The sequence below is a fragment of the Photobacterium sp. GB-1 genome, from assembly GCF_003026165.1.
Lineage (GTDB): Bacteria > Pseudomonadota > Gammaproteobacteria > Enterobacterales > Vibrionaceae > Photobacterium.
Genome location: NZ_PYOB01000011.1, coordinates 37,671 through 51,626 on the forward strand (window position 1 = coordinate 37,671; position 13,956 = coordinate 51,626).

General features: G+C 39.3%; 11 protein-coding genes. 8 read left to right on the forward strand and 3 right to left on the reverse strand.

Annotation, left to right across the window (positions count from 1 at the left end):
- Positions 1–119 precede the first annotated feature (119 nt).
- Entirely contained in the window at positions 120–3,164 is a 3,045-nt protein-coding gene (locus C9J45_RS12235) for an efflux RND transporter permease subunit (protein WP_107206990.1), read from the reverse strand.
- A gap of 4 nt (positions 3,165–3,168) precedes the next feature.
- On the reverse strand, positions 3,169–4,254 hold the full coding sequence (locus C9J45_RS12240) for an efflux RND transporter periplasmic adaptor subunit (protein WP_107246884.1): 1,086 nt from the start codon (positions 4,252–4,254) through the stop codon (positions 3,169–3,171).
- 214 nt (positions 4,255–4,468) lie between these two features.
- Between C9J45_RS12240 and C9J45_RS12245 the strand changes: the two genes are divergently transcribed.
- The gene (locus tag C9J45_RS12245; protein WP_107207113.1) at positions 4,469–5,068 is read left to right on the forward strand and encodes a TetR/AcrR family transcriptional regulator; all 600 of its coding nucleotides are present in this window, start codon (positions 4,469–4,471) and stop codon (positions 5,066–5,068) included.
- Between the two features lie 200 nt (positions 5,069–5,268).
- Positions 5,269–5,646 (forward strand): YgiW/YdeI family stress tolerance OB fold protein, encoded by a 378-nt coding sequence (locus C9J45_RS12250; protein WP_107246808.1) that lies wholly within the window; start codon positions 5,269–5,271, stop codon positions 5,644–5,646.
- A gap of 63 nt (positions 5,647–5,709) precedes the next feature.
- Here C9J45_RS12250 and yidA read toward each other — a convergent pair whose 3' ends face one another.
- Positions 5,710–6,519 carry a sugar-phosphatase gene (gene yidA / locus C9J45_RS12255; RefSeq protein ID WP_107206988.1) on the reverse strand — a complete coding sequence of 270 codons (810 nt, stop codon included), beginning with the start codon at positions 6,517–6,519 and terminating at the stop codon, positions 5,710–5,712.
- A gap of 324 nt (positions 6,520–6,843) precedes the next feature.
- Here yidA and C9J45_RS12260 point away from each other — a divergent pair, with 324 nt between their 5' ends.
- The 6 genes from C9J45_RS12260 (at position 6,844) to C9J45_RS12285 (ending at position 13,921) form a co-directional block, all read left to right on the forward strand.
- On the forward strand, positions 6,844–7,845 hold the full coding sequence (locus C9J45_RS12260; protein ID WP_107206987.1) for an ABC transporter substrate-binding protein: 1,002 nt from the start codon (positions 6,844–6,846) through the stop codon (positions 7,843–7,845).
- Positions 7,846–7,942: 97 nt separating this feature from the next.
- Positions 7,943–8,836, forward strand: a complete 894-nt coding sequence (locus C9J45_RS12265) for a proline/glycine betaine ABC transporter permease (RefSeq protein ID WP_005364222.1) — start codon at positions 7,943–7,945, stop codon at positions 8,834–8,836.
- A complete protein-coding gene (locus C9J45_RS12270; protein ID WP_107259811.1) occupies positions 8,833–10,092 on the forward strand; it encodes a glycine betaine/L-proline ABC transporter ATP-binding protein in 1,260 nt (419 codons plus the stop codon). Before C9J45_RS12265 ends, C9J45_RS12270 begins: the two co-directional genes overlap by 4 nt.
- Positions 10,093–10,362: 270 nt before the next feature.
- The gene (locus C9J45_RS12275; protein WP_107206985.1) at positions 10,363–11,094 is read left to right on the forward strand and encodes a response regulator; all 732 of its coding nucleotides are present in this window, start codon (positions 10,363–10,365) and stop codon (positions 11,092–11,094) included.
- An 84-nt stretch (positions 11,095–11,178) separates the two neighbouring features.
- The gene (locus tag C9J45_RS12280) at positions 11,179–12,624 is read left to right on the forward strand and encodes an ATP-binding protein (protein ID WP_107206984.1); all 1,446 of its coding nucleotides are present in this window, start codon (positions 11,179–11,181) and stop codon (positions 12,622–12,624) included.
- Positions 12,625–12,643: 19 nt separating this feature from the next.
- A complete protein-coding gene (locus C9J45_RS12285; protein WP_369917491.1) occupies positions 12,644–13,921 on the forward strand; it encodes an ABC transporter substrate-binding protein in 1,278 nt (425 codons plus the stop codon).
- The last annotated feature ends 35 nt before the right edge of the window (positions 13,922–13,956 follow it).

Below are 13,956 nucleotides of genomic sequence, written 5' to 3' on the forward strand. Positions count from 1 at the left end.
TATTATGTATACAGATATTAATGAAATCATAAATTGGTTGGGTTTATTTATTAAAATAAGTATGAAAAAGGGACGTATTACAATACGTCCCTTGGATAAGATATCTGGCTATGTGGTTACTATTGTGATTCGATTTCCACTTTAAACAGCACTGCATAAAGTAGTGGAATAATCACCAAAGTTAAAATGGTTGCAAACAATAAACCAAACATGATTGTTACTGCCATACTCTTGAAGAAAGGATCAATAAGTAAAGGAGCAACGCCTAAAATTGTGGTTAATGCACCAAGTAAAACAGGGCGTGCACGACTTAAGGCTGAGTCAATAATCGCTTGATAAGGTGTTTTGCCTTCTTTTATTTCTACATCTGTTTGGTCAACCAGAACAATCGCATTTTTAACCATCATACCAATTAAGCTAAGGAAGCCAAGAATAGCCATAAACTCGAAAGGTGTTTGGAAAATAACCAGACCAATGGTAACGCCAATAATAGCTAATGGCGCTGTTAGCCAAATAATCAAAGGCTGTTTTAATGCATTAAACATAAATATCACGGATAAAATCATCGCAGCAAAACCATAAGGTGCAGAAATCGCGAGTCCTTCATTTGCGTCTTTGGATGCTTTATATTCACCGTACCATGTCAATTTATAACCTGGTGGTAACTCGATAGCTTCGATTTTTCCACGCAGTTCATTAAATGCATCGGCCGTCAGTACACCTGGTGCAGGATCTGCCTGAACCAAAATGGTTGGTATACGGTTAATTCGACGTAAGATGGCATCTTCCCACGTGACATTAACAGACTCGATTAATTGGCTAACAGAGATTGGTCCATTGACCATACGACTATGGACTTCTGTGTTTTCAATAGCACGTTCATGAGTACGTTCACTTTCTGGCGCACGAACAACAATTGGAATTAAGTCATTTCCTTCACGATATACACCAACCGTTCGACCTGATAGCGTTTGTGCAATTGCTTGGCTAATTTCCTGATTGGTTAGTCCATAACGTTGCGCTTTTTCTGTTGAATAAACAGGTTTAATAACAGGTACTTGTTGACGCCAATCATCTTGAACGGCAATCAAGTTTTGATCAGACAGCATGATTGACTTCGCTTGTTCAGCAAGATCACGTAGGACTCTACTGTCAGGGCCTTGGAAACCGGCTTCAATTTTTTTACCGCCCCCACGACCTAGCATGAATTTCCATACTTTGATCGAGGCTTCTGGGTATTTATTATCAAGCTCAGTTTGTAACTCAACAAGTAATGGAGCTATGTTACGGTAATCATCAATATCAATCAGTAATTGACCATAACTTGGATTGCGTGCTTCTGGTGCATAAGTCAGCATAAAGCGTAAGCCACCACCACCAATGAAGCTTGAGATATTCCCGATACCTTCTTTATTGGTAATATCTTGTTCAATCCGAGCGATCGTTTTTTCTGTATTGGTGATGTCTGTTCCCTGAGGAAGGTAGACATCAACAACAAATTGCGCACGTTGTGATTCTGGCATAAAGCCAGGTGGTACAAATTTCATCCCCCAAATAGCGCCAACCAGTGTTGCCAGTAGCAATGCCCCAGTTATTTTACGGTGTGACAAAACCCAAGTTAATAAAGCTTTGTAACTTTCTACAATTTTACTTGGCTTAGTATCTTGTTGTTTGATCTTAACTTTTAAGAACTGATGGCACAGTAACGGTGTTACGGTAACAGCAAAGACCCAGCTAAGTAACATTGAGTATAAGATCACCCAAAATAGCGAACCGGCATATTCACCCATATCTGACGGTGATAAGCCAATCGCACTGAAAGCACAAATACCCACAACAGTACCGCCTAAAAGCGGCCATTTAGTTGCATTGACAACCTCTGGAATAACGACATTACGATCTTCATTGTTTTGGAGGCGTACCAGAATACTGTCAGTTACCACAATGGCATTATCTACTAACATGCCTAATGCGATGATCAGCGCACCTAACGAAATTCGTTGCATTGCGATGTCATCAATTAACATGATGCATAGAGTACCGGCCACTGTTAAAAGCAATACAAAGCCAATAATCACGCCAGATCGAATACCCATAAATAGCAGTAAAACGATGAAAACAATCACCACAGCAGCAATCAAGTTATCTATAAAATTCGTTACCGAATCACGAACAGAGTCTGATTGCATTGAGATAATATGAAGATCCATACCCAGTGGACGTTGGTTTTCAAGTTCAGCAATACGCGCTTTAACCGCATCACCCATATCAACCACGTTACCACCAGTGACATTGGAAATACCAAAGCCAATCGCCCGTTCACCATTAAAGCGCATTAGCATGCTAGTGGGTTCTTGATAACCTCGGCTAACATCGGCAATGTCTTTTAAACGTAAAACAGTATGGTTATCACCAATACCAATTTGAAGGTTACGTAAATCTTCAAATGAATTAACGTTAGGTGTTGGAATAACAGGTAAACGCATACCATTAGATGTCAGACTACCTGCAACATTAACAATATTTTGTTTTTGTAATACTGATAAAACGTTATCAACTGACAAACCATAATTAGCTAAGCGCTCACTGGTGATCTCAACAAAAATACCTTCTTGTTGTTCTGCCAACGTTGCCGTTTTAGCAACCCCAGGTACCAATACAAGTTCACGACGCAGTGAATCAACGTAGTCTTGTATTTGCTTATCGGTAAAGCCTTCTCCCGTTACAGCGAAAAATAGGGCATAAACATCAGAGAAGTCATCGTTTACGATTGATGGGCCAGCACCAGGAGGAAGAAGACGTTGGGCATCAACAACTTTACGACGTAGCTTATCCCAAACTTGTTGAAGCGCTGCCTGATCTTTTGAAAATTCAAGTTTTATCTCAACAGTAACTTCTGACATTCCTTGTTTGGAAACAGACTTAACTTCTTTTAGTTCCTGTAAAGATTGCACCGCACCTTCAATGACATCTGTGACTTCGTCGGAAACTTCTTGTGCTGTTGCTCCTGAATAAGGGGTAACAATGACGGCTTGGCGGATCACAAATTCAGGATCTTCAAAACGACCTAGCTTTAAGTAACTGATGTAACCGCCAATTAAGATCAGTGCAATGATCACCCAAACACTTGTTCGTTTGGCGATGGTATAGCGAGCGATATCCATCTATTTACGCTCCATTTTTTGTATTATCAGTGTATGGGCGTACTTCCATACCTGGCTTTAACTTAGATACACCAGCGATGACAATACGTTCACCAACTGTTAGGCCATTAAGAACGGTAATACAGTTTTTGTTGACACTACCCACTGTGATGTAGCGTTTTGATACTGAATTGTCTTTATTCACCACCCATACAAATTGTTTGCTCTTGTTATCTGGAACGACAGATGCCAGTGGAACAATAATTGGGTTTCGGTTTTCTTGTGGACACAATGCTAGGTTTGGAGAAACTTTAACGGGCATACCCGGTAAGAGATTTAACCCTTTGTCGTCGTTAATACTAAGGACAACAGAGAAGGTTTGTGTGATCGGATCGGCTTGGGTTGAGTAGGTACGCAAACTCAAAGGTAATAATTGATCTGTATTATTATTTAACTCTGCAACAGCTTTATTACATGTCATTCCTGCAAGCATGACACTGTCTGTAATATTAATAACCACTTCTAAGTCATCAATATTATGTAATGTTAATACCGGATTATTAGCTTGAATTTGAACGTGATTATCAATTAATTTACGTCCAATGATACCACTAAACGGTGCAACTAACTGGGTGTAATTTAGCTTGTTTTTCGCTTCTTTTACGCGGTTTTGTGCCAAGTTATATCGGACAATAAGTTTATCTAAATCACTTTTAGAAATCGCTTGGCTACTTTCATAGATGGCTTTACCACGTTGGTAAGCTTTGCTTGCATCTGTTAATTCAAGTTGTGCGGCGGCAAAAATAGTTTGGGCATCTTTGGGATCAAGCTTTGCTAATAGTTGACCTTTAGTCACACGGTCACCTTCGTTAACAAAGATATGGTTTACTCGACCTGTGACTTGAAATGATAAATCGGCACGTTGCGCAGAACGAATGACACCGTTAAAGCTCAAATTAGTATTTGCTTTGGGCTTTACAATTTCAGTAAGCGCAGGGCTAATGATGGGTTCTTGAACTTGTTCTTGTTGTTCTTTATCGCCACAACCTGACAGTGCGACAAGCACGATTGATAAACTCACTGCGAGTTTACTAAATGAGAATGATGCCATTTTAGACATTGCTAATTGAGTTTTCACCGGATTCTCCGCTATCAGTATGGGACGGTATAAAAATTAGAAAATATGTTTATTTGTATGGAAATATAACAAGTAAACTTTTGGGTGTATTTTATGAGGGAATGGTATTTTGTAAACTACAAAGTGTACTTTTTTGTGACAAAATGTTAGATTAGGATCACAGGTGGTGAAAATAGGCAGTGAATCAATGAAGCAAACAGAACGTAAGCATTTAGCAATTATTGCGGCAGCAAAAGCAGAATTTATCGAACATGGATTTATTGCTGCCAATATGGATAGAATTTCACAGGTTGCTGAAGTATCAAAACGGACTTTATATCGTCATTTTGATAGTAAAGAAACGCTATTTATTTCAGTATTGAAGATCATTCAAGACTCAGTGAATGAAAATGTGCAATACCATTTTGATCCACAAATGCCATTAAAAACACAGTTAATTGAAATTACACGTCGTGAAGTTGATATCTTGTACCATACGTATGGTATTTCTCTTTCTCGTATTATTGTAATGGAATTTATTCGCCAGCCAGAATTAGCTAAAAACTTAGTGAAAGATTTGTATAGCACCAGTGCAATTGCAGATTGGTTTAAATTGGCGATTGAAGAAAAAGCAATTGTTGATAAAGATGTCGCTTTGTTAACAAATATCTACATGAGTTTATTCCAAGGCTTATTTTTCTGGCCTCAAGTCATGGAGCTAGCGCCACCTTGTGAAGGTATGCAAGTAGAAGAAAATATTAATACTGTTGTTGATGTATTTTTGAATTCGTTTGCTATTGCCAAGTAATATTCTTCATAAAAAAGATATCTCGATATTTACAATATTACTTCACGTTTATTTGATATATAGCATGATACAATCCCTCTAAGAAATAGGTTGGGAAAGTAAATACTTATTTGTAGTTATTGAATGGTGGTGTATATTTGCTTTAGCAATAACACTTATTGTCAACCGTAATATAATATTCATAACATCGGATTAACGTGATGAAAAAATTATTAGTTGTTTCTGCTTTTCTTCTTGCATCAACGTCAGCGTTTGCTGCAACTACCGCTGCACCGGCACAACCTGCTCACGGTGGGTTCACTGGTCCTTCAGTAACACCTGTTATTAAGACAATTAGCCAAGTTAAAAATGCACAAGATGACGCGGCTGTTGAATTAACAGGTTACATCACGACTTCACTGGGTAATGATGATTACATGTTTAAAGACAATACCGGTGAAATCAAAGTTGAAATCGATCATAATGATTGGAACGGCGTGAATGCAACACCATCAACGAAACTTAAGATCCGTGGCGAAGTAGACAAAGACTGGTCTGAGCGTACGATTGATGTAAAAGCCGTTGCTTTAGCTAACTAATTATTTCCTCAAAAATAATTTGAATAAATCGCTATTTCTGATTTAGAAATAGCGATTTTTTTGTTATTTATCTAAAATAAACTGCTGAATAACTTTGGCAACACCTGCATTATTGTTAGTGTCAGTAATAAAATTAGCGATAGCTTTCGTTTCTTCTGTTGCATTTCCCATTGCAACACCAAGACCAGCATACTCAATCATATGGTGATCATTGCCGGCATCCCCCATACAAATAACTTCACTTTGTTTGATGTCTAAGTATTCTGCTAGCGCTTCAACACCTACACCTTTATTACTATTTGGATTCATAAATTCAAGAAAAAAGGGAGCACTTTGTACAATCGTGTAGGATTGATAAAACGCTTTTGGTAATTGAGCAATGGCGGCTGATAGGCGATCAGGTTCATCGATTATCATTACTTTCATCACTTCTTCGTCATTTTCTAGTGTTGCAAAGTCTTCAACAGTAATTTCAAGACCATTAATTTTTGCTTCATGATCAGTGTAATAGTTATTTTCTGGTGTAATCAGGCCTTGACGACGAGTAAATGCATGAACATGAACACCAAGCTCATGAGCCAGTGAAGCAATGTTTTTAGCGTCCAAACCCGTTAATGTTTCGCTACGAATAATCTCTTTATTAGAGACGCGTTGAACGAGTGAAGCATTGTAACTTAAAACAAAGTCATTACTGCCTGTCATTTCTAGTTCGTTTAGTGCCCATGTCATCCCTTCTAAAGGGCGTCCTGACGCTAACACAATTGATACCCCTTGCTTGCGAGCGGCTGAAATTGCAGCTTTATTTTCTTGGGAAATCGTACCGTCAGAACTCAGAAGAGTACCGTCCATATCAAGCGCAACTAATTTATACATCATTCTACCCATTACAGAATTAAAACGGTTTTCATCATAAGCAAATTGAGCGCCGAAAACGATAAGAATAATGTTTAATAAGCGTTCTTTTGATCATTAATCGCTGACAAGTTTATGAATGTAATAAGCATTAATGTATTATTAAAAATTGTTACCAAATAATTATTTATTGTTAATAAACTTGGTATTTTTAGTTTAATTTGTTTAGACTACTAAATAAATTGGCACAATAAATTGCCTTTTGAGTAGTTATTAGCGCACAGAAAAATTGTTTTTTACTCGTTTGCGCTGACCGATTCGATATAAATGATAAGGATAATATTTATGCGAAAGCTTCTGGCTGCGACGGTATTGCTATCAGCAATGTCAGCATCTCAAGTTCATGCAAGTGAATGTGGAAAAGTCACTATTGCTGATATGAATTGGAACTCAGCAACATTATTAGCCAACGTCGACAGTTTCATTTTACAGCATGGATATGGTTGTGAAACGGATCTTGTTCCTGGCGATACGATGCCGACTGGTACATCAATGGTTGAGAAGGGCGAACCGGATATTGCACCTGAATTTTGGAGTAATTCGATGAAAGCCGCGTTAGATCGTGGTGTTGAAGAAGGGCGTATCCAATATGCAGGTACGAGCTTTTCTGATGGTGGTGAAGAAGGCTTTTGGGTTCCAGAATACATGGTGAAAAAAGATCCAAGCCTAGCGACTATTGCGGGCATTAAGAAGAATGCCAAACTTTTCACTCACCCAGAAGATCCTGAAAAAGCAGCATTTTATAATTGTCCAGCAGGTTGGAACTGCCAGATTTCTGCTGGTAACCTATTCGAAGCACTAAAACTTGAAGATGCAGGGTTTGATCTTATTGATCCAGGTTCAGGTGCAGGCCTTTCAGGTTCAATTGCTAAAGCTTATGAGCGTGGTGAAGCATGGTTTGGTTATTACTGGGCACCGACAGCGGTGTTAGGTAAATACAAAATGGTAAAAGTGGACTTTGGCTCAGGCGTTGATGCGAAGTACTTTAAAGAGTGTTTAACCAAGCCTGAATGTGTTGATCCGAAAGTTTCTATGTACCCACCGTCAGAAGTCGATACCGTTATTACCACCTCGTTTGCGAAACGTGCACCTGAAGCGGTGAAATACCTAGGTCAACGTTCTTTTACTAATGCACAAATGAATAGCCTTTTAGCGTGGATGGAAGACAACCAAGCTGATGGCGAAACCGTAATGGAAGAGATTCTAACGAATCACGAAGATATTTGGGTGAAGTGGGTTTCTCCTGAAGTTGCAGATAAAGTACGTGGTGCTTTAGCTGATTTGTAAGCTGTACGTCTACAGTGGTAGCTAACTACCACTGTAGCCACTTCGCTAAGGATATAGCGTAAGTGGGGAATAAAAGTAGTATGTATGGATAACAGTTATGTCAGATAAATCATGGTTAACTGAATTTCCGCAGCTTGAGCGTGCTCAGCTAGTTGAAATTCGAAAAACGTTGGACGGTGCTTATCGTTCTTTTTCTCGTGAATATGGCGACACAATCGAAGGCTTCTTCGATCCTCTTCTTTCTTTTCTTATCTGGTTTGAAAAACTTTTACTCGCCACTCCTTGGTGGATAGTGATTGCGGTATTGGCAGCGATTGCTTTCGTCGCAAGCCGATCGTGGAAATTATCACTTGGTGTCGTGTTGTCTTTTGGTTTCATCGGTGTGTTTGGTATGTGGGATAATACCATGCGAACCATGAGTATTATTTTAGTTTCTACGATGGTTGCCATAGGGATCGGAATACCAATAGGTATTGCTATGGCACGTTCTGAGAAGGTTCAGCGGGTTGTCACACCACTACTTGATGTGATGCAGACTATGCCTGCCTTTGTTTATTTGATCCCCGTTGTTATGTTACTCGGTCTTGGTAAAATTCCAGGCTTAATCGCTGTTGTTATTTATTCTGTCCCACCAGTGATCCGCTTAACCAATCTTGGTATTCGTTTGGTTGATGAAGAGGTGCTTGAGGCAGCGACAGCCTATGGCGCAAGCCCAATGCAGCGCTTATTTGGGGTGCAGATCCCACTGGCAATGCCTAATATTATGGCAGGGATAAACCAAACCATCATGATGGCACTTGCGATGGTTGTTATTGCTTCAATGATTGGTGTGAAAGGGTTAGGTCAACCGGTATTAAAATCGATTACCAACCAGTATTTCACCTTAGGTTTATTAAACGGCTTAGCGATTGTTGCGCTCGCAATTATTTTTGATCGTATATCACAAAGCTATGCTAAACGTACACAGCAACACTTAGGAGGTCGATCATGAGTTCATTATCAAAGCAGGATCCCCTCATTAGAGTGAAAAACCTCTATAAAGTGTTCGGTCCAAAAGCAAAAAAAGTTGTTCAACAAGTGAAAGATGGTGCATCTAAAGATGACATTTTAGCGAAAACCGGTCATACGGTTGGATTAAGCGATATCAACTTAGATATTTACCCGGGTGAAATTTTTGTGATTATGGGCCTATCAGGTTCTGGTAAATCAACCCTGATCCGTCACTTTAATCGCTTGATTGATCCAACTGAAGGGGTCATTGAAATTGAAGGGACAGATGTTATGTCACTCAATGAAAAGCAGCTTCAGGATTTTCGCCGTCATAAAATGTCGATGGTTTTTCAACGCTTTGGTTTAATGCCGCATCGCACGGTTTTACAAAATGTTGGCTATGGGTTGCAAGTACAGGGACTGAGTAAAAGCGCATGGCAAGTCAAAGCGAAAGAGTGGTTAGCGACTGTTGGTTTGACGGGATATGAAAATAGCTACCCAGCAAATCTTTCTGGTGGTCAGCAACAACGTGTTGGTTTAGCTCGCGCATTATGTACTGATGCTGAAATTTTATTAATGGATGAAGCATTCTCTGCACTTGATCCTTTGATCCGAAGTGAAATGCAAGATCAGCTTATTGAGTTACAAGAAAAGTTACATAAAACAATTGTCTTTATTACCCACGATTTAGATGAAGCATTACGGTTAGGCGATCGTATTGCCATTTTACGAGATGGGGTATTAGTGCAGCAGGGTAAACCTGTTGATATTTTATTAAACCCAGCTGACGACTATGTCGAAGCGTTTGTGAAAGACGTTAACCGTGCTCGAGCACTGACGGTTGAAACGGTTATGAAGCCACAAGTTGTTCGTATCTCTTCTGAAACGATTGGCGAAGCTGTTGCTGAAATGCGTAAAGTAAAAGATGATTTCGCGTATTACGTTGATAATCAAGGTTATCAAGGGGTCATCACGCAAGAGAAATTAGAGAGCGTAAAAGAATCTGATTATGCTAATGCAATAGACGCTTCAATGCTCGAAGATGTCCCAGCAGTTTCAACTGATGCGCTACTTGAAACCGTGATCCCTGAGACTTTAGATAGTGATCATCCACTGCCAGTAGTGGATGCTGATGGACAGGTAACAGGGCGATTGTCTCGTTCAACATTGGCTGAAGTATTGAGTGATCATGCAAATGACGCGGCATCAGATAAAAATGTTGAAGTCATTAAAAAAGTAGAATCTAAAGTCGCTTAAGTCAGCTTTTCTTACCATTGATTGGCGATAAAAATATAACCAGTGTGTTATTGCTTTTATTAGTAATTACCACTGGTTTTTTCGTTGTAAGGTATTAAATATGTTAACAAGGTACCGATAATGCGTCATGGATAGCGCAAATTGCTGACATTTTTTTTAAATAGTGGTCAAATACACGAAATAGTAAATAGCCTATATTCGCTCTATTTCTCAATGCATTCGCTGATTAAAAGCGAGAAATAGTCTAATGTCGTATGGTGAGCAAAAGACATGAGTATCTCTAAACAAATCCTCGTCGTTGATGATGATAAAGAAATCCGTGAACTACTGGAGGAGTACTTAACCAAGAACGGTTTTGAAGTCCAAACTGCCGCGGAAGGCGAGGAAATGAAACGTTGCCTTGCTGGTGGATATCCAGATTTGATTCTTCTCGATATCATGATGCCTGGTGATGATGGTTTTACCTTATGTCAGCATATTCGCAAAAAGTCAGATGTCCCTATTATTATGTTGACGGCTGTTTCTGAAGAGATGGATCAAATCATAGGACTTGAAATTGGAGCCGATGACTATATCGCCAAACCCTTTAGTCCTAGGCAGCTGTTAGCTCGTATTAAAGCGATATTACGTCGTAGCAAAGTGTCAGATAACCAACATTCTAACCCTAGTGCAAAATTTATTAGTTTTTCTAATTGGCGTTTAGATACCACAGCACATCGTTTAGTGAATGTACTTAATAATGAAGCGTTTGAGTTAACAAGTGGTGATTATTCATTGTTGATGCTATTTCTATCGAGACCGAATCAAATTTTAGATCGCGATACTATTTCATGTGCGACTCGTGGAAGAGATGCGCAACCGTCAGAGCGTGGTATTGATGTCGCATTAAGTCGTTTACGTAACCGTTTAGGCGACAAAGGTCGTACTCAGCGTTTAATTAAAACCAGTCGTGGTAACGGTTATATATTTACTGCCGATGTTCGTTATAACGACCATGTGTAAAGTTAGCCACATTATAGAGAAATAATATTAAGTGTGGTGATAGCCACACTTTTTTAATATCTTGAGATAGGTAGATATTGAATTATGAAATGGAAATCATTGTGGCCTAAATCATTGGTTTCACGTACTTTATGGTTAACTTTGTTGGCCGTCTTTCTTGCTCAAGTGATCGCAACAGGCATTTGGTACACCCAATCAAAAAAACGAGATTTAGAGGGGTTGCAATCAACATCTGCGAGCATGGCAACCATGTTTGCATCGACAGTGAATTTCTTTCAATCATTGCCGCTAGAATATCGCCATATTGTATTAGAGCAGTTGCGCAATATGGGCGGGACACGGTTTTTTGTATCGTTTAATGATCAAGAAATCAATATTAAGCCAATTAAAAATACTGAACAAAAAGAAATGGCAGTGTCAGTTTTTAAAACGGTGTTACATGAAAAATTACCTACCCTTAGCAATATTCAGGTTGAGTTTTCACGACCAGAAACGCTGCATGTATTAAAAAATGATATTTTGCTGTCAGATCTACCGCGTTCTTGGGTACATAATACGCTAAGTTTAGAGCCACTTAATCCCCCTATTTTAGTGGTGCAAATAGAGCTTGATAAAGGTCAGTGGTTATATATTGCAGCGTTATTGCCTGCCCCTTATATGATGCTAAAAGATGAGATTATTACGCGCCAGCAAATTATATTCCTAACCTTTAGTACCGTTTTATTACTGCTGTTTACTTACATCATGGTAAGACGACAAACACGACCATTAAAACAATTGGCGGATGCTGCTAACGCGTTAAGTCTTGATATTTACCAGCCGCCATTAAAAGAGCAAGGGGCGAGTGAATTAGTGATGGCAACGCAAGCATTTAATCGAATGCAGTTGCGTTTAAGAAAATATATTGAAGATCGTGAACAGCTATTTTCCTCTATATCACATGATTTAAAAACGCCGATTACTCGCTTACGGTTACGTGCAGAATTGATCGATGATGATGAAAAAATTGATAAATTTAATCACGATCTCGATGAACTCGAAATCATGGTGAAAGGGGCGCTACAGTGTGTAAAAGATACCGATTTACATGAGAATTTGGTGACCATTGATGTCGAACTTTTATTAAATAGTATTGCTGAACATCATAATCATAAAGACACCAAAGTTCGTTTACCTCAACACCCTATTTTGCCGATTATGGCAAAACCGTTAGCTTTAAAACGTTGTTTAAGTAACTTAATCGATAATGGTGTGAAATATGGACACAGCGTGACGATAAATGTCATTGATAGTCCAGATAAACTGATCATCACCATTAGTGATAAGGGACAAGGGATCCCTGATACAAAGCTAAAAACGGTATTTGAACCCTATGTTCGCTTAGCGACCGATAATACGGGGCATGGGCTTGGGATGGGAATTTCACGCAATATCGTACGAGCTCATGGTGGTCAGTTAACGATCAAAAACAGTATTAAAGGTGGGTTGTTAGTGACTGTTGTACTTCCTCGGTTATTAAAAAATGCTTAATGTTATTGTCGGATATAAGATGAAAATGAATATCAAGCAATGGCGTCTCTGCGCCTTATTACTGCTTGTTTGTCAGCCAGCTTTTGCAGAAGGGACTGTTGAAGTATTGCATTGGTGGACGTCAAAAGGCGAATCTAAAGCGATTCAAGTTTTAAAAGAGAAAATGGAAACGAAAGGGCATCACTGGAAAGATTTTGCCATTGCCGGTGGTGGTGGCCAAAGTGCGATGACCGTCCTAAAAATGCGGGCAATATCGGGGAATCCACCCACCGCGGCACAGTTAAAAGGGCAAGACATTCAAGAGTGGGGACGTTTAGGCTTTCTAACATCACTTGATAAAGTTGCAGAACAAGATCATTGGGATAACGTGTTATTACCTGAAGTGCAGCAAATCGTTAATGATCTTCAGTTGATAAAATATGACGGCCATTATGTGGCAGCACCAGTAACTTTACATCGTGTCAATTGGCTATGGATCAATCCACATATATTTAAACTTGCAGGCGCAAAAGTACCCACAACCTTAGCTGAATTTTATGTGGCGGCTGACAAAATCAAAGCGGCAGGTTATATCCCATTAGCTCATGGTGGCGAGTCTTGGCAAGATGCGACTTTGTTCGAAGCGGTGGCGTTAAGCGTACTTGGCGCAAGAGATTATACGAAAGCGTTTGTTGATTTAGATTTAACGGAGCTTAGTAGTGATAAGATGGTTGAGGTGTTCCGTCAGTTCAAAAAGATGCGACAGTATATAGATCCAAATGCAAAAGGGCGTCGTTGGAACCAAGCCACCGAAATGCTTATGCATGACAAAGCCGCAATGCAAATAATGGGAGATTGGGCAAAAGGCGAGTTCACTAGCGAACACAAAATTGCAGGTAAGGATTATTTATGCGTACCTGTACCGGGAACACAAGGTATGTTTTCTTATAATCTTGATACTATTACTTTTTTCAAATTAAAAAGTAATGAAGAAGATGAAATAGCACAACAAGATTTAGCGCAAATACTATTAACCAAGCCATTTCAACGAGCTTTTAGTTTATATAAAGGTTCGATCCCGATCCGTCAGGATGTATCGTTAAAGGGATTTGACTCTTGTTCATTAGCCTCAATGAAAGCATTTAAGGTTGCAGCAAAAAACAATGCGCTTGTCCCCAGTTTTTCGCATAATTTAGCGACATCCAGTGATGTTCAAAGTGCAATCATTGATGTTGTAAGCCGTTTCTTTGATGATCCAAGCGCGGATCCTAAAATGGCAGCTGTTCGCTTATCTCGCGCAGTAAAATCAGCAATGTAACTGCGTGTCTGTATTTGGAAAAGAATAAGGATAGG

Excerpts from the sequence above, each read along its gene's own strand:
- C9J45_RS12240 (WP_107246884.1), bottom strand. The coding sequence starts at position 4,254 with ATGGCATCATTCTCATTTAGTAAACTCGCAGTGAGTTTATCAATCGTG.
- C9J45_RS12270 (WP_107259811.1), top strand. The coding sequence starts at position 8,833 with ATGAGTTCATTATCAAAGCAGGATCCCCTCATTAGAGTGAAAAACCTC.
- C9J45_RS12280 (WP_107206984.1), top strand. The coding sequence starts at position 11,179 with ATGAAATGGAAATCATTGTGGCCTAAATCATTGGTTTCACGTACTTTA.
- C9J45_RS12275 (WP_107206985.1), top strand. The coding sequence starts at position 10,363 with ATGAGTATCTCTAAACAAATCCTCGTCGTTGATGATGATAAAGAAATC.
- C9J45_RS12245 (WP_107207113.1), top strand. The coding sequence starts at position 4,469 with ATGAAGCAAACAGAACGTAAGCATTTAGCAATTATTGCGGCAGCAAAA.
- C9J45_RS12265 (WP_005364222.1), top strand. The coding sequence starts at position 7,943 with ATGTCAGATAAATCATGGTTAACTGAATTTCCGCAGCTTGAGCGTGCT.
- C9J45_RS12285 (WP_369917491.1), top strand. The coding sequence starts at position 12,644 with ATGAAAATGAATATCAAGCAATGGCGTCTCTGCGCCTTATTACTGCTT.
- C9J45_RS12235 (WP_107206990.1), bottom strand. The coding sequence starts at position 3,164 with ATGGATATCGCTCGCTATACCATCGCCAAACGAACAAGTGTTTGGGTG.
- yidA (WP_107206988.1), bottom strand. The coding sequence starts at position 6,519 with ATGTATAAATTAGTTGCGCTTGATATGGACGGTACTCTTCTGAGTTCT.
- C9J45_RS12260 (WP_107206987.1), top strand. The coding sequence starts at position 6,844 with ATGCGAAAGCTTCTGGCTGCGACGGTATTGCTATCAGCAATGTCAGCA.
- C9J45_RS12250 (WP_107246808.1), top strand. The coding sequence starts at position 5,269 with ATGAAAAAATTATTAGTTGTTTCTGCTTTTCTTCTTGCATCAACGTCA.